Raw genomic sequence first — 17336 nt, 5'->3', positions numbered from 1 at the left:
ATGGCATCTTTGGCGAAACCACTCGTCCAGCGGACCGACTTTGGATGGCAGCACGGCGGCACTGGTGGCGTTTCTGCATGCGATGCCGGGGTCGGGAAAGACGTACCTCATCGATCGCTGGCTGTATCTGCGGCAGCAGCGGACGAAGGAAGCCGGAGTGTCGGATTCCGCATTCTTCGTGGTCGAACTGTTGCTGGACCGGTCGCGAAAATACGCGGCCGAGGCGTTGCGGGACGAACTGGCGGCGAAGCTGCGGATCACCGGGATCGATCCCGATGCGGCGCTGCGGGCTCGACTGAGCGGCGGGTTTCTGCGGATTGAAAACGTGGATTCGCTCGACGCTGCTCATGCCGTTGCCGGACTGATTCAGCGGCTGAACGGCTGCCGGGTGATTGTCAGCGGGCGGTGGTTCGATCGCGGAGCCGTGCCGGCGCGGTGGCGGGAACGCCCGGTTGGACTGCTGAGTCCCGATCAGGCGGCAGAGCAGTTCATCGAGGAAATCGGCCAATCTTCCTGGGACGAATTGACTCAGGAGCAGCAGGAAGCCGTCGTCACGCGTACGGCGCGGTTGCCGCTGGCGATTCATCTGGCATCCGCGTTTCTGCGCAAGGGAAAGTCGGTCGAATGGCTGCTGGAGCGGCTGACGTCACTGACGCTGCAGGATGTGGACGATCCGCGGTTCGGGCAGAGCGTCCTGACGGTGATGGTCGACGAATTGCTGACGTCGCTGGAACGCACGCTACGGAATCAACCCTGGCTGGCAGATGTGGACGGGCTGTTGCACGGCTTTCATCGACTGGGTTTCGCCCATCCGGGCGGGATTGGATCGAGCCTGGCGGCGGCGGTTTCGGGACTGTCGTCGGCCGATCTGGACGATCTGCTGACGGAAGCCGACTCGCTGCATCTGATCGAACGGGAGCCTGGCACCGACCGCTTCCGTCTGCACCCGCTGATCGCCGACCGGTTAACCGCCGACATCGACCGGGAACCCGCCGACGAAGCCGTCACCGACTGGTTCTGCGAACGCCTGCCGGCACCGGCCGATCAGACCGTTCACAACACGGCCTGGCACGAGATTCACGCGGAATTTGACACGCTGGTGAGCTGGCTGGGGTGGTTGTCAGGAAGTAGTCAGGAGGGCTCACACAAAGGCACGAAGGCACAAAGGTCTGGCACGATTTCGTGCTTTCGCGTTGGACGGGTGCGGTCGATGCATTACTCCTTCGTGCCTTTGTGCCTTCGTGTGAGCACCCTGTCCGCGTCGAACGTGCCGGTTCGTGGTTCGGCTGGGTCAACGGCCCGTACCGGTCGTGGGTGAGCCTGTGCCAGCACGGCCTGAACCTGACCGACGACCTCGACGACCGCTCGAACTTCCTGTGGACCTCGCCGCTGCGTTGAGCGGCGGCGATCCGCACCTCGCCGAACAGTCCGCCGCAACAAACGTCGACTGAGCGTGACGAAAGCGTGGCCGAGGATCGGACAGGAACGGGGCGAGTGAGGCCCTCCGCATCCGCCGCGAACTGCTGCCCGTTCGAGCGGCTCGGCGACGTCCGCTCGAAGGCGGTGCAGGGGAAGATCGCGGACGTGCTGCAGGCTCGGGGCGAGCTGGACGAGGCCCTCCGCATCCGCCGCGAGGAAGAACTGCCCGTCTACGAGCGGCTCGGCGACGTCCGCGAAGGCGGTCACGCAGGGGCAGATCGCGGACGTGCTGCAGGCTCGGGGCGAGCTGGACGAGGCCCTCCGCATCCGCCGCGAGGAACAACTGCCCGTGTACGAGCGGCGACGTCGGCGACGTCCGCGAGAAGGACGGTCAGGCTCGCGAGCTGGAAGATCGGCGGACGTCTACAATCGTGGGCGAGCTGGACGAGGCGGGGCGAGCTCCGCATCCGCCGCGAGAAGAACAACTGCTCCCGTCTCGCGGCTCGCGGACGCAACGAAGCACTTCGGCGCGAAGAAGGTCGATTCGTGGGCCGGATCGCGGACGTGCTGCGGAGTGCTCGGGGCGAGCTGGACGAGGCCCTCCGCATCCGCCGCGAGGAACAACTGCCCGTCTACGAGCGGCTCGGCGACGTCCCGCGAAGGCGGTCACGCAAGGGAAGATCGCGGACGTGCTGCAGGCTCGGGGCGAGCTGGACGAGGCCCTCCGCATCCGCCGCGAGGAACAACTGCCCGTCTACGCGACGTCCGCTCGGTCACGCAGGGGCGCTGACGCTTGCAGGAGTCGGGGCGAGCTACTCCGCCGCTCGCCGCATTCCGGCTGGATGACGTGCGCACTGGTCTGGATGAACCCTGGATAGCACCTGCTCAGGCGAAACGCCGCCGGCGACCGCGACGAGGCGGCGGAACTGCTGCGTCAGGCTCACGCCGCCGCTGAGAAGATGGGGATCCCCGAAGCCGCCCAGATCCGCCGGCTCATGGACAGCGAGGAGTTCTGATTTCTCACACAAAGGCACGAAGGCACAGAGGGATGGAACATCCCGAAGGCGGTGTGTCAGGAAACTGTCCGTGTCTTTGTGCCTTCGTGTGAGCCTTGTCGCCGAAGCCGGCCGGGGACGGAAAACGGTGTCAGACGGAAAACGGAAAACGCGGAAAACGTTGGCAGGAACCGTTTCTGTTTGCGAATCGATCATTCACAGCGTTCTGATTCCGGCGGCGGGTGCTGCCGAGCATGGAATAGGCTCCCCGTGCGACGCTTTGCACGGTTGGCCGGTGGCAGCGGTATCGTTGAGAAGAACGTGGGCGGTCGCGCGAACCGCCGTGGTCCGCAGTCCCGTGGTTCGCTGTTGATCGTCGAATAGCAGACGCTGTGTGTCGGTGTCAAAACGGGCCTGGATTTCCGGGCTTGTCGCAGGCGGCGACAAAGAGGCGACCCGAATCGCTCATGCGAAGACGCGGAGAGGTGCTGGTTCCGGAAGGCAAGGCTCCTGCCAGGCCGTAGCCGCGTCGGCTGTTCTTTGGCACACGCGGCTCGGCGCGGGAGTGTTGCCCTCACGTTTCGTTCGCCGCACGTTTGCGACGTGCCGTCGTTGCAGACTCGGCGAGTCACAAAAGTGCCCTGCCACTGTTTCAGCCCGAACTGCCCGAAGTCAGGCGGGGGCACCCGCTGATAGGAAATTCCCCATAGGATTTTCCCGCATTTCTCGAAAATCTTGCGTATTCTCCAATGAATTCTGGCGCAGGACGAAAGGATTCGTGTCAGATACGCGTCATCGGAGTTCCATCGGCAGATTTTGCGGGATTTCGCGCAACCGCTTGCCGTCGTTACTCGATAATTGACCGTCAGCGGCCGGCCGGACCAAAACTCATCCGTCAAGGATGCTCCCCAGGATGATTCGTGAGATGCAGGAGACGCACGATGCTTGTACTTAGCCGCAAAAAAGGTGAAGCGATTCAGATCGCCGAGAACATTGTGGTGACCATCGCTGATGTCAGAGGTGGTCGGGTTCGCCTGTCAATCGATGCTCCCCGATCCGTCCCCGTGTATCGCCAGGAAGTGCTGGAACGGCGCGGACCGAACGATGACGCAGCCATGCTCCTGTCCGGCGGCGGTACTTGCCAGCATTGACACGCCGATGCGATTGCGCAACTGTGGTCCCGCATGAGTGACAGCGATGCCCTGAACGCGCGGGCACCGTGTCCGGACTTTCGAAGTCTGTATCGAATCGATGCGTGCCGTTCGCGTCAGCAAACGAACGGACGGAAGTGACCGGGCTCTTCCGGGAAATCGGGATGATGCTGGGGGATCGGTTGGTGAAGGCTCGACGACGTTCGCCGTCAAGGCGAACGATTCCTCGACCGGATCTGGCGTTGCGATCCGACCAACGTGCGTTTCCGGTTGTTGATGCCCGGAGGGCAGGCGCAGCGTCAGCCGGAGCCGGCAGGCTTCGGAAGCCGGCGACTCCGCAGCCGCAGGCCTGAAGGGCCGACACATCCGCTGCGGATAAAGCTGTATCGCCGCTCCGGGGCTTTGGCCGGAGATCAGGCAACTGACCGGTGGCTGACGCCACTGGCTGAGGTTGTGTCGGCCCGCCGGGCCTGAAACGCTGTTCAATCAACGCCAGCCGAATTCGGCACCAACTGCCGCTCCGCTGTCGGTTCAGTGAAGCTGGGTAACGTGTACCCCGTGCAAACGTGCGCACCGGTCCGATCCTCCCTTTCGGATCAAGTTGCGGAATTTGCACCTCCGATATCGAAGGAAACGGGGGTTTCCACCGTCTCCCGTTGCGCATTTTGCAGCCGAAGAAGGATCGCCGGGATGAGATTCACAGCTTGTATTTGCCGCGGATTCAGGGAACGGAGTCGCAGGATGTCTGCGGACGGCGGTCGTCTTGCCGGAGTGCGCCGAGCGGTGTTGCGAGCGGTCGGTGGCGGACTGGCGGTGCTGGCGATTTCCGGCAGCGGCTTTGCTTCCGATGCGCTGCTGACGCAATCGACCAGCTTCCGTATTCCCTTCACGGTTGATGCCGCACGGGGAACTCCGGTCGCCGGCCACGCGATTCTTTTCAGTTCGGTTGATGGCGGCCCGCTGGAGCAGGCTCAGCGAGTACCGGCGACGGCTCAGGGTTTCCAGTTCACGGCGCCGCGAGATGGTCGTTATGCCTTTGCCGTTCGCATGACGGACGCGGCGGGAAATCTGGCGGCAGCCGCTGGACCACTCGTTCCTGAATTGGAAGTGATTGTGGATTCCACAGCGCCGAACCTGCAGTTGGAATTGTTCGAAGCGGGTCCCGGCAAAGCGCTGGTTCGCTGGAATTGCAGCGAGACACAGATCAGCCCCGGTTCGCTGAGAATCGAATACGCGGAGGGCAATGACGGCCGCTGGCTTCCGCTGCACGTGAATTCCGCGACGGCCGGTCAGTCGGAAATCGCGTCACAGCCGGGAACCGTGGTTTCGGTGCGAGGTTCCGTGACGGACCTGGCCGGCAATCGCGGCGAAGGTTCCAATCAACTGGTGCTGAGCCATTCCGGTGCGGGAATGCATTCGCCGTCCGCGGGCTCCGGCGTGCAGCCGATGACCGGACCACTGCCCGTCGGCGGAGCGCCTCTGAACCTGAATCCCTGGGGACAAAGCTCCGAAACGAACCTGCCGGTCGGCATTGGAAGCGGTCACGCGGCGGCACCGGATGCGATGCACGAAGTCAATTCCGTCAGCGTCCCGCAGATCGTACCGACGAAACCCGCGCGCGTGAGACCAGTGTCTCAGCCGACGAGTGCGATTCCGTCGTCCGCGGAACTCGTCAACAGCCAGACATTTGAGATTGCCTACGAAGTCGATGATGTCGGACCATCCGGCGTCGGCCGTGTGGAACTGTTTGTGACCGAAGACAACGGCCAGAAATGGTTTCGATATGGCGAAGACGCGGACCGTCAGAGCCCGTTTCAGGTGGACGTGATGGGCGAAGGTACATTCGGCTTCGCGATCCGCGTTCGTAACGGCCTGGGCTTTGGCGATCCTCCGCCGCAGCCGGGCGAAGCGCCGGACGTGCTGATCGCGGTCGATCAGACCGTCCCGGTGATTGACTTCGATCAGCCGCAGGTCCTGGCTGACAATCACGGAAGTGTGCATCTGAACTGGCGAGTTGCCGATCAGAGCGGCTTAGTTGAAGCGGTGCGACTGGAAGTCAGCAGCATGGTCGGCGGCCCGTGGACACCGGTGTTCGACTGGCAGCAGAATCCGGGTCACTTTGAATGGCCGATCCAGCCGGGAACACCGCCGTCGGTTCACTTCCGAGTGCTGGCGCGGGACGCGGCGGGCAATGTCGCATCGGCTCAGACTTCTCAGGCGGTGCTGATCGACCAGAAGCGTCCGACGGCTCGCGTGCTGCGAGTTCAGCCGACGTCCGGCAACGGCGTGAGTTTCTAGTGCTGCGTCAGGAATAAATCGATGGGTCGTGTGCCACTGGCCGTGCCAGTGACCTGCAACCTCGAACACACCGGCACAGCCAGTGGCACAAATCCAGAAACGATCGACCAGGCGCTATGCCTGCCCCGGTCCCATCGCCTGATCGCGGTGGCTGGCTTCGTGGTCGCTGGCCCGCTGCCGGTTGCCGACAACTGAGCTCTGCACATCCGCCACGACAGCATCGCTGGCGGGTCCTGCTGACGACATGTGAATTGTCCGGCTGGTCGCCCCGGTTTGCCGGATGCGGATTGTCAGGCGATCGGTCGGCAGCACTTCGGCAACGCGGTCAGCCCATTCGACGAAGCAGATTACATTCGGCTCACTAAGGAATTCATCGGCGCCGATCGCCAGGAATTCGTCGGTATCAGCAAGCCGGTATGTGTCGAAGTGTGACACGGGCAGGCGCCCGTCGGTATAGGATTGCAGCAGGACAAACGTGGGGCTGTTGACTCGCGCCGGGTCAGCGCCAAGAGCTTCGCAGACGGCTCGCACCAGTCGCGTCTTGCCGGAACCGAGGTCACCGTTCAAAGCCACCGTCAGTCCCGGCTGCAGAGCATCGGCAAGCGTTTTGCCGAACAGTTCGGTGTCCTGTTCGCTGTGGCTGTGAAACGTCAGCTCACTTGTCACGCCTGGCGTTTCCATCGAATTACGTCGTCCAGAATCTCGTCCAGTGCCATGGTCGGCTTCATACCGATTGTGTTCCGCAGCCGATCGACGTTGGGTACTCGACGCTGGACGTCTTCGAAATCGTCGCCATAGGCTTCGCGATAGGGGACGAATTCGATGGCGGCGTTCGGATTGACCTTCGCGACAACCTTCCGGGCCAGTTCGAGAATCGAGACCGGCTGATCGCTGCCGATATTGTAGACACCGCCCGCAGCCGCATCGCATTCCGTCAGCGCGGCGACGCAGCGCACAACTTCCCGGACGTGACCAAAGCAACGGACCTGAGATCCGTCGTCGTACACGATGACCGGTCCGCCTTTCAGAGCGGCTTCCACAAAACGCGGAACGACCATTCCGTAATTGCCGATCTGGCGCGGACCAACCACATTGAAGAATCGCCCCACCGTGATTCCGACGTCGTACTTGCGGTGATAGGCGAGCGCCAGGAACTCATCAATCGCCTTGGAACAGCCGTACGCCCATCGCGGACGAATCGTCGGACCAAGATGCAGGTCGTCATCTTCAAAGAACGAGTCGCCGGGATTCTTGCCGTAAACTTCACTGGTGGACGCCAGGAAGAACCGCCGGACGGTGCCCTGAGCCGCCAGTCGCAGCAACTGGTCAGTGGGATAGATGTTAGTTTCGATGGTCCGAACCGGGTCGTCGGCGACCAGTTTCACGCCGACGGCGGCCGCCAGGTGATAGATGGTTTCGACGCCGTGGACCGCTTCAGCGAGAGCAACCGGGTCCGTGATGGAACCATTTCGGACCTGCAGCCGGGGATGGTCGCGCACGTCGCTCAGATTGGCGGCTCGACCGGTGCTGAGATTGTCCAGCACAACGACTTCGTGCCCGTTGTTCAGCAGAAACTCGGTCAGATGACTTCCAATGAATCCGGCCCCGCCGGTGACCAGGCATTTCGCCATCAGGTTGTTCTTTCTATGCTCGACCGTTTCAGGGTCGCCGTGTGAAATCGTGCGGCAGGATAGCAATGCGTTCAGGCACGTGCGACGTCATCGGCAGTCGATGCTTTCGGCTGCTGTTCCGGCATCGGAAAATCGTTGCTGCGACGCCACCGCGCGGAACGTCGACAAGGGCCGGTCGTTGTGTGTTCCCGAAGAATTGGCCGACACAAACCTACTGTCCAGGGGGCGTCCCCCGGGACTCATCCATCACAGAACGTCTTGTCGAATTGCGAGCGAAACACCGTGCGGTTGCCAACGGGCGGAGTGTGCGGCCTGACGGAGTGTGCGGCCTGACACAATTCCGGCTACACTCGAAATCTTCGTCCCCGTGACCCAACCTGGCTGAGAGGCTGGTGTGAAAATACTTCTGGCTGAAGACAGTCTGACAACTCGGCGTCTGCTGGCCGGGCAGCTTCAGAAATGGGGCTTTGAGGTTCTGGAATCAGAAGACGGCGCGGCGGCGTGGGAACAGTTTCTCAAGCACGAAATCTCGCTCGTGCTGACGGACTGGCAGATGCCAAACATGGACGGCCTGCAACTGATCCGTCGCATCCGGTCTGAGAAACGCACCGGCTACGTCTATGTGATTCTGCTGACTGCGCGCGCTGACAAGGCTGACCTGGTGACGGCGATGGACGCGGGAGCGGATGACTTTCTGGTCAAGCCAGCCGACAAGGAAGAACTTCGTGTCCGAGTCCGCGAAGGACAGCGGATCATTCAGTTGGAAGAACGGCTGGCCGAACAGAATCGCGAGCTGCGGGAAACTCAGGCTGCACTGGTCGAAACGGAGAAACTGGCCGGGCTGGGCCAGCTTGCCGCCGGCATGTCTCACGAGATCAATAATCCGATCGCGTTTGTTTCAAATAACGTCGCGGTGCTGCAGCGGGAAATTGCCGCTCTGCTGGACCTGATCGCCGCGTACGAATCGGCTCGGGGCACAATTGCCGAACACCAGCCGGAGCTGGGGCGTCGACTCAGTGTGCTGGAAGAAGAAGTGGACATCGACTGGCTGCGAGCCTATCTGCCCGAACTGATGAACTCTACACAGAACGGACTGAAGCGAGTCCGCGATATCGTGCAGAACCTGCGTGACTTCGCCAGGCTGGACGAAGCGGCGTTCGACAATATCGATCTGCGGGCAGCGGTCGACATGACGGTCGAAGTCCTGTCGTTAACCCTGGCGACGGCGCAGGTTGAGATCCGCAAAGACTTCGAAGATGTGCCGCTGGTGTCGTGCCGACCCGCACGAATCCATCAGGTCATCCACGGAGTTTTGATGAACGCCGTCCAGGCCAGCAGGCCGGGTGACGTGATTACGGTCCGAACACGAACGGACCGTGGCTTTGTCGTGGTGGAGGTTTCCGATCAGGGCTCCGGGATCGATGAATCCGTGCAGGCTCATATTTTCGAACCGTTCTATACGACTCGCAGTGTCGGCGAAGGCAGGGGTCTGGGACTCGCCATCAGCTATGGCATTCTTCGCGATCATGGAGGCCACATCGAGTTTGAATCAGAAGCCGGAATCGGTACAACGTTTCGAATTCGACTGCCCCTGCATCAAGTGTCCCGGGATCCCGATGACGGAAACGCGTAAGAAATCTCTGCTGCTTGTTGATGATGAACCGGACGTGCTTTTGTCCCTGAAGGGCTTACTCAGGCGCGAGTTCGAACTGCATACGGCCGAAAGCGGTGACGAAGCACTGCGCATCCTGGAAAACCATCCGATTGACATCGTCATGTCGGACCAGCGCATGCCGGGAATGACCGGGGCGGAGCTGATGATTCAGGTCAGGAATCGCTTTCCGGAAACAGTTCGCATCGTGTTCACCGGCTACGCTGACATCAAGGCGGTGATCGACGGTGTCAACGGAGCAGGTCTTTACCGCTACATCGCCAAGCCCTGGGACCCGGATGACCTTCTGAAAACGCTGCATGAAGCCGCCGGCCGGCATGCTCTGCGCCAACAGCACCGCCAGTCCCGGCAAAAGATGCTGAGCTTCGCTCAGGCCGTTACGGCCTATCTGGAATCGACTGGCAGCACCGAAGTGACGCCGACCCATCACGATTTGCTGCAACAGGCCAGACAGTTGTGCAGCGAACTGGCAAACCCTGACGAACACGCGGTTCGCGCGGATCTGTAACTTCGGCGAAGTCTGCGTTCGAATATGAAGAACATGAACACGAAGACTCCGGCGGTGCTGGCAGTTGTGCTTGAAGCAAAGAAACTGCGCTGGTCCGTGGCAGCAATCACCAGCGCCGGTGAAGTCGTACCGCTCGTGCAGTCACAGTCGGGCGATCTGGCCGGTTACGTCGGGCTCAGCTTCGACGAACAGACAAGCTACCTGCGCCATCGGCTGGCCGGAGCTGTCCAGCGCGGCTGTGACCGAATGTGGGGAAGAAGTCTGAAGCCGTCGCAGTTCGTGTTTGTACAGATCGGCGCGTTTCAGGACGCACCGGCGACGCTGGCCCAGCGAATTGCCGACCACTTCTGCCAATGGATGGTCAATCCTCCGACAGCCTATTGCCTGACAACTTCGTTACCGGAAGGAGCACTGACGATACTGGCTGGCGAAATCGCTCCGGATGTTTTCAGCGTGGTGCAGTCAACTCTGACCGAACTGGTAGCCCGAGCAGGTTTGGAACACGAATGGGAAATCGTGCCGCCATCGCCCGGAAGGGTTTGACGGCCTGCAGGAATTCAGCGCGAACAGAGCCCTGCGCGAACCGGAGCGGGACTGGTTCGGGAGCCGTCGGTGGAAGCCTGCGCGGCAGCTTCCACACAGTTTGAATCAACTGCTGCGGTGTCGCGCCGGCTTGTGGCCTTTGGTGCGTTTTCCGGTCTGACGCCGTGGTTTCGGGGTCCCGCTGCCGGTCGTACGCTTCTTCTGAAACGGAGGCTTGTATGGCTGCGTTCGCGTGATCCGCAGATGCCGGCCGGACACGATTACGTCTTTCAACTGGCGAAAAATCTGTCGCGGCATTCCTTCCGGAAGATCGACGAAACTGTGATCGTCTTCGATCGTGATCCGGCCGATGTCTTTCGCGGCAAGCCCCGCTTCGTTCGCGATGGCTCCCACGATGTTGCCCGGTTCAACGCCGTGTTCGCGTCCCACTTCGATGCGGAATCGTTCCATGCCGGGTTCATGCCGTTGTTCTGACCGACGCGTCGTGCGAGTCGGCGGGCGTCGATCGGCGTCCGACGAACGGCTGCGGCCTTCCGTTTCGGCGGACGCCGCATGATTTGACGCCGAATGCCGCGAATTGGCTGCCGGAGCGGAAATCTTTCGGTCAACAGCGCGGGGCTGGTCGGCGACGGTCTCGCGCCGGCCGGGTTCCTGGTGGACCGTGGTTACAGGCGGGCTCCTTCGCGTCTGTTCGGAGCGATCCGCGTGCTGCGGTCGAGGCTCCGGCCTGCGATCATCGCGACGATTGCGACTGCGGTTTGACGGACGCTGGTGATTCGCGAAGTCGTGTCGTTCGTCCATCAGGAACGGCCGGTCGCCCTGCAGCATCGCCAGCAGCGCGACGGCGATGTCTTCCGAACTTCGCGCGGACTTTTGCTGCAGTTCCGCCACGAGCTGTTGATACGCCGTCAGATTGCGGTTTTCGAGCGTGCTGAGCATCCGGTGCAGAAAATCGGCGCGACGCTTGCGGTTCACCATCGCGGCGGCGGGGATTTCCATTTCGTCCATGCGCTGGCGAGTCTCACGTTCGAGCTGCCGGACGCGGCGAATCTCGCCTCTGGTGACGAACAATATTGTGTCACCCGACCGACCGGCCCGCCCCGTTCGCCCGATGCGGTGGACGTAGGATTCCGTGTCGTGCGGGACGTCGAAGTTGATGACATGGCTGATCCGCTGCACGTCCAGCCCGCGTGCGGCGACATCCGTGGCGACGACGACGTTCAGGCGGCCATTTTTCAACTGCTGGACGGTTCGTTCGCGCTGAGCCTGCGGCATGTCGCCGTTCAATGCCTCCGCATTGAAACCGTGGCTGGCCAGAGTCTCCGCGATGCGCAGCGTGGCTTCCTTTGTACGCACGAAGATCAGCACGCCGTCCGTGTTTTCGGTTTCCAGAATCCGGTGCAGCACGTCCGGCTTGTCGCGATGGGCACAGACGACGTAGCGAGCCTGCACTGTTGTGGCCGTGGTCGTGGCTTCTCGAATCGTGATCTTCGCCGGATTTCTGAGATGTTGTTCGGCAATCCGCTGAATCGGCGGCGGCATCGTTGCGGAAAACAAAGCGGTCTGCCGTTCCGACGGCGTCTGTTCCAGAATCCAGGTGACGTCGTCGACGAATCCCATCCGAAGCATTTCGTCGGCTTCATCGAGTACGATACACCGCAAGCGGTCGAGCTTCAGCGTGCCTCGACGCATGTGATCCATCAGCCGGCCGGGCGTGCCGACAACAATCTGAACTCCTCGTTCCAGTGCCTTGATCTGATGAAAATAGGACGCGCCGCCATAGATCGGCTGAATCGTCAGATCCGGCAGATTGTGGCCGTAGGTTCGAAACGACTTCGCGACCTGCAGTGCCAGTTCACGCGTGGGAGTCAGCACCAGCACCTGAGTCGAACGGTCCGCCGGGTCCAGGCGTGACAGCAGCGGCAGAGCGAACGCGGCCGTCTTGCCCGTTCCGGTCGACGCCTGTCCAAGGACGTCGCGACCTTCCAGCAATACCGGAATCGCTTGCGCCTGAATGGGCGTGGGACTGACGTAACCGCCCGCACGGACAGCTTCCTGAATCGGCGGAGACAGGTCCAGGTCGAAGAACGCTGCCTTTCCGTCCACTGCCTCATGTTTTCCAGGCGACGACTTAACGGCTGGCGGCGCGCTTCCGTCGGATTCCGGCAACGAACCTGAACATGCCGCTGTTGCGCGCTCTTCCGTCGTCCCGGCATGGAATTCGTCAGCCGTGTCGTTCTGCGGAGCTGCCTGTTCGACGGCGGTCACCGGATTCGTGTCCGACGACACTTCCAGCGTTTCGTCGTCGACCGGAATCTCAACTTCAGTCTCCGGAGTTTCAACTTCCAACTCAGTATTCATGACATTCATGACGTCGTCCGAACGATCGCGGCCAGCCGCGAGAAAAGGAAGAAAAGTCTCAGTGATGAACGGTGTCAGACGACGCCGGTCAACCGCTTGACGTGCGGCCCGCGGCGGTGGAATCGTCGTGGGTCAACGCACCGGCGATGCTGCGACGATCGGCCATCGAGGTTGAACGAACGAAGCGGGCAGCGCACAACAGGTTCAACAGACTCGCCAGCGGACCGCTCGCTTCAGAATTCCGACGGTATTCAGAGCGCCTCTGCAAACGTCACGGGCACCGTATGGATCGCCGCAACTGTCTGAGTTGCCGCGGATGTTTTCCGTGCCAAAACCGTTTTTCGAGGTTCCCTGCAGGCAAAACTGCCCCGTCTGCGTCCCGGCCGGCATCGCGACGATGCCGTTTGAAAGGTTCAAAAATGCCAGGGAAAGACGGTTGTGTCGGGAATGTTCAGCATTGCAGACAGGTCAGGAACGAGTTCTGACCCCTGTGGTCTGAAGCGGCTGAGGAAGACCGGGCGAAGGACCGAGTTCAGGTCTGTTGGCGAGAAGAATACCCGGCGAAATCAGAAATGCGATGCATTTCGCGGCTGAAGTCGGAAGTTTCGGAATTCCGCAACGCCGACCGGGGACCAGTTTCGCGCGAGGCAGTCCGCGATTCGGGACATATCAGGACGTGTGTCGCCGTGTGCCGACGTCGACAGCCAGCGTCCAGGAATGCTATTCGATCTTCAGCGAATCGATATCAAATCCGCCCAGTTCTGTTTGTCCGGCCGATGAATTCCGGTTCAGCGACGTCAGCCAGTTTGCAGTCGGCCACGCGAACGGCCGGAACTTTTCGATCGTTCCAGTTTGATCGCGGTACAGCACGGCTCGCCCCGGTCCCAGAGTCGACGCCACGGGAGTATCCACCAGACTGGCCGAATCCGTCTGATTCATGCGGAACGCGATGCGGTCCTCAAATTCCCGAAGCAGGGAATTCGACAGCCAGCGCATGGCGTTGCTGAACGTGTCCGTCCAAACGATGACGTGGACTCCCACCAGCGGACCGCGTTTGATGATGTCGCCGAACATGCCGGAAACGGTTGCCGGCTTCGCTTCGCCAAACCCGCTCATGCCGAAGTCATCTTCGTCGCGGCGAAGGTCGCGGAACTGCCCGATATCTCGAATGACCAGCAGCAATTCGGCTCCGCTGGCGAGTTCAGAATCACTTTCCCGCCGAGTGACTTCCGCCAGAACCGCTTCCACCACCGTTTTGCAATCCGCCGCGGAGTGCGCTTCGAAACGAGTCGATGGCAGATACCCGGCGACATCGTCAAACCGCCGGCGAGCCTCGGTATCTCTGTCCGACCGCAGCAACACGACCTTGGGTTCGCTGGTTGGATCGGAACCCTTCGGACGCGGCGGCACACAGACGCTTAGCGCCGCGAGGCCCAGAATGCTGTCGGCCATGCTTTCGTCCTGACCGACAATCAGCACGTTCTGCCCGCTGGCTCGCCGCAGGTCGATTCGAGTCGGAGCCGCAATGGCCACGGGTTCGCCCAGCCAGATGCGAACTTCGTCGGAGGGATGTCGCGTTGCGTCATCACCGCCGGACAGTTGAGCATTCAGTGGTCCGCACAGTTCCACCGTCGGCGGAACGTTGCCTTCGAAGACCACCATCGAGTAGTCGCCGTGTTGCTCCGGATGCAGGGCCAGCATCGTGCGAATGGCTTCTTCGCGCCGGGCTTCGTCCAGCCAGGCGATCTGAAACGGGTGGTTGCCTTCCAACAGACCGTTGGCATCGTTGTAAATCGCTTCGCCCGGCCGAGTCAGCAGCCTGGCCGCGCTGTTATCTTCGCTCAGAATCAGATGAGCGTCGCTTTCGCTGCACTGCAGCGCGATGCGAACAGCCACCTGCCCCAGCGTGCTGCGCGCCAGCGAGTACGCACCGCCCAGCGTCTGCGAACCCAGCAGCACGTGAATTCCGAACGCGCGTCCCTGGCGAATCAGCCGGTCCAGCAGCAGCGATGCCCGCGACGACACGCGGTCTTCGGCGACAAAGAATTCCTGAAACTCATCGATCAGCAGCAACAGCCGCGGCATCGATTCGGACGGAAACTGTTCGCGAAACGCGGGCACATCCTGCACGCCGCGCGACCGAAACAGATCGCCGCGTTCCTGCAGGACTTCGTCCAGCCGCTCCAGCACGCTGAGTCCGAATTCGCGGTCGCTTTCAATCGCGACAACGCGCGCGTGCGGTAGTCGATGGGCCGCGTAGCTGCGGAATTCGACACCCTTCTTGAAGTCGATCAGGTAGAACTGAATTTCGTCCGGACTGTAATGCAGCGCCAGATTGGTGATCAGAATGTGCAGCAGCGTCGATTTGCCGGACCCCGTTTTTCCGGCCACCAGAGCGTGCTGGGACGTACCGCGGCCGAGTCGCATGAACTGCAGCCGGGCGGCTCCCGCGCGACCGATCGGCAGGTCGATGCCGTCCGCGGTTGAGTGAGACCAGATCTCGTCGTTTCGAGGCGCGATGCGAGTGAATGACACTTCGACGCGCCGGGCGTCCTTTGACGCTTCGCCCACCATTCGAACCAGCTTCACATATTTCTCGGCGGCAGGCTCCGGATAGGCTTCAAACAGGATCGATTCGGGAAGAGCAGCATGGGGCTGCACCGTTCCGTCAGTCACCCGGAACCGAACGCAGTGGTTCTTCAGATCGTCAGGGTCAAAGGAAGGCGGAGTTGCCATTGCGGGATTTGACGCGATCAGCGCGTGAACTCCGCAGCGAGGCCCGCTGGTCAGAATCGATGACAGATGCCGCGCCGACTCTTCCGCAAACGCAGTCGGGAAACCGGCGATGACAACGAAGTGGTAAGGTTCGGCTACTTCGCCGGCGGATGCGTTGTACTCCTCGATCGTCTGGAATTCACTGCGAAGATACGTCTGAAACACGTTCTCCATGTGTTCCGTGACTTTCTGCAACTGCTCGCGAATCTGAGTGCCGTCGGTCCAGATGCGGCTGTGAATCAGCAGTTCGTCGAAGTCCGCCAGGTGCATCATCGCGGAAAAGCTCTGGCCGAGTCCCACGGGATCGATCAGTGTCAGGCGAATGCGTCCGGGAGGAATCACCGTCAGCAGCTTCAGAATCTGAGCGCGAATGAAGCTGATCGCTGTTTCGCGGCCGACGGAATCGTGTTCCACCAGGATCGATGTGTCCGCGGGAAACCGCAGCACCGCCGGCAGTTCGACGCAAAGGTTGGCCGCGGAGTCCTGCTGACTGTCGTCGGGAGGCTTGGGAACAGTCACCAGCAGATCGGCGACGGACAGGTACGACGGCATTCTTGTCGGAGCATCCCACACGTGCTGCAGATCCGGCCAGCGGCGTGTTTCCGCCGCGCTGGCAGCGGAATCGCGAGCAATCCCGCGCATTTGCGACAGACACTCTTTCCAGCGGTCCACGGTTTCTCTCGACTTGTTCCGCAACTCGGCGACCGCGCGGTTAAACCGCTGTTCGCACGCGGCTATAGTCGAGCGAGTCTGTTCGGCCGCGACGGCGCGGACTCGAGCATCTTCGCGTTCCAGCCAGGTTTGTGTGGCCTGCGACATTGAACGTTGTTCTTCATCCAGTTGCTGCTGCAGCCGGTCGCATTCGTCACGAATACCAGCGATGGTGTGAGCCGTTTCGGAACGCACGCCGGAGATCTGCAGGTCCGTCTGCTGCTGGACTCGTTCGGTATGTTTCAGACGGCTGGCTTCCACCTGCTGCCGCCACTCTTCGGCGACGCGTTCCATGCGGTCGATTTCCTTTTCGCTGCGCTGCTGCCATTTCAGACGCGCGGCTTCCGCGTTGCTGACGTGCTGCTGCATGGCATCGAACCCGCTGCGCAATCGGCTCTGCACCATGACCACCAGCACCGTGGCTGAAAGCGCCGCCGCAGTTGCCGCAATCAATGAGGAAACGCCCAGCCACTGCCAGTCAGGACTCGTCAGTTCCGGATTGATGAACGCTCGCAGATCGGCCCGCGACGCCAGCACCGGAACCAGCACCAGGATGAACGTCAGAGCACAGCCGCCCCAAAGACGACCTCCGCGAATCCAGTGCGGAAGTTTCAGCTTTTCCAGCAGTCCGGCTTCGGCCAGCGCCTGATCGCTGGCTGTAATTACCATCTCCTGCAGCTTCGCGCGCGAACGAACCTCTTCGACTTGTGGAGGCGGCGACTGCAGATCGACGGAGCTGTGACATTCGGCCAGATACTCCGACGTCTGCTGAATCTGCAGTCGCAGGCTTTCAAACCGGTCGTCCAGAAACGCGGTCTGTGTCGCATAAGCGTCCACCTCACGCTCATATTCGGACACCGGACTGTCGTCGGTGTTTTCGTCGAGAACGGTCTGCAGAACCCACGTTTCGCTGTTGCGGCGTTCTTCAAGTTGTCCGACCTGAGTGGCAAGATCCTGCTGCAGTTCCGCAATCCTGCGATCCTTCTGTTCCACGATCGCACTTCGCCGCGACTTGAGATCGACGTCCAGATTGTCCTGCTGTTCCCGCGCGTGGGTGTAGATGCGGTGCAGTTCGGTTTCCAGAAACGACTCATTCTGACGGTTCAGCATCGCCAGTTCTTCGTCGCGCTGCTGAGCAACATCCTCCATCTGATTCCGCAGCTCTGCCAGCCGATCCTTCAGCGCCTGGCAGTGCTGGCTGAGATTCGTCAGTTGAGCGATCTGGTTGTTGATCGTGATGTCGGATGACATGGGAATCCCTCTGGCGATGGA

10 protein-coding genes are annotated in these 17336 nt (G+C 61.4%); 6 read left to right on the top strand and 4 right to left on the bottom strand.

The window, feature by feature from the left end:
• Positions 1–40: 40 nt before the first annotated feature.
• The 3 genes from R3C19_00560 to R3C19_00550 all read left to right on the top strand — a co-directional run bounded on the left by R3C19_00560 (position 41) and on the right by R3C19_00550 (position 5863).
• Positions 41–1318 (top strand): hypothetical protein, encoded by a 1278-nt coding sequence (locus R3C19_00560; protein ID MEZ6058833.1) that lies wholly within the window; start codon positions 41–43, stop codon positions 1316–1318.
• A 2037-nt stretch (positions 1319–3355) separates the two neighbouring features.
• The gene (locus tag R3C19_00555) at positions 3356–3565 is read left to right on the top strand and encodes a carbon storage regulator (protein ID MEZ6058832.1); all 210 of its coding nucleotides are present in this window, start codon (positions 3356–3358) and stop codon (positions 3563–3565) included.
• A 741-nt stretch (positions 3566–4306) separates the two neighbouring features.
• On the top strand, positions 4307–5863 hold the full coding sequence (locus tag R3C19_00550) for a hypothetical protein (GenBank protein MEZ6058831.1): 1557 nt from the start codon (positions 4307–4309) through the stop codon (positions 5861–5863).
• A gap of 114 nt (positions 5864–5977) precedes the next feature.
• On the opposite strand, the gene tsaE is transcribed toward R3C19_00550, so the two are convergent.
• Together tsaE and R3C19_00540 are read right to left on the bottom strand one after the other, a co-directional pair.
• Positions 5978–6529 (bottom strand): tRNA (adenosine(37)-N6)-threonylcarbamoyltransferase complex ATPase subunit type 1 TsaE, encoded by a 552-nt coding sequence (gene tsaE, locus R3C19_00545; protein ID MEZ6058830.1) that lies wholly within the window; start codon positions 6527–6529, stop codon positions 5978–5980.
• A complete protein-coding gene (locus tag R3C19_00540) occupies positions 6526–7494 on the bottom strand; it encodes a GDP-mannose 4,6-dehydratase (GenBank protein ID MEZ6058829.1) in 969 nt (322 codons plus the stop codon). The genes tsaE and R3C19_00540 overlap by 4 nt, the downstream gene beginning before the upstream one ends.
• 394 nt (positions 7495–7888) lie before the next feature.
• Here R3C19_00540 and R3C19_00535 point away from each other — a divergent pair, with 394 nt between their 5' ends.
• From R3C19_00535 to R3C19_00525, 3 genes are read left to right on the top strand one after another with little or no spacing between them, the layout of a single operon-like run.
• The gene (locus R3C19_00535; GenBank protein MEZ6058828.1) at positions 7889–9127 is read left to right on the top strand and encodes a response regulator; all 1239 of its coding nucleotides are present in this window, start codon (positions 7889–7891) and stop codon (positions 9125–9127) included.
• A complete protein-coding gene (locus tag R3C19_00530; GenBank protein MEZ6058827.1) occupies positions 9111–9674 on the top strand; it encodes a response regulator in 564 nt (187 codons plus the stop codon). Before R3C19_00535 ends, R3C19_00530 begins: the two co-directional genes overlap by 17 nt.
• 33 nt (positions 9675–9707) lie before the next feature.
• Positions 9708–10217, top strand: a complete 510-nt coding sequence (locus tag R3C19_00525; GenBank protein ID MEZ6058826.1) for a hypothetical protein — start codon at positions 9708–9710, stop codon at positions 10215–10217.
• A gap of 105 nt (positions 10218–10322) precedes the next feature.
• On the opposite strand, the gene R3C19_00520 is transcribed toward R3C19_00525, so the two are convergent.
• Together R3C19_00520 and R3C19_00515 are read right to left on the bottom strand one after the other, a co-directional pair.
• Entirely contained in the window at positions 10323–12587 is a 2265-nt protein-coding gene (locus R3C19_00520; protein MEZ6058825.1) for a DEAD/DEAH box helicase, read from the bottom strand.
• 711 nt (positions 12588–13298) lie between these two features.
• Positions 13299–17315, bottom strand: coding sequence for an FtsK/SpoIIIE domain-containing protein (locus tag R3C19_00515; GenBank protein MEZ6058824.1), 4017 nt, complete (start codon positions 17313–17315; stop codon positions 13299–13301).
• Positions 17316–17336: the final 21 nt, after the last annotated feature.

It is taken from the genome of Planctomycetaceae bacterium (assembly GCA_041398785.1).
Lineage (GTDB): Bacteria > Planctomycetota > Planctomycetia > Planctomycetales > Planctomycetaceae > JAWKUA01.
Note: the sequence above shows the minus strand (reverse complement) of the source record. Positions and strands in the feature narration are given on the sequence as shown.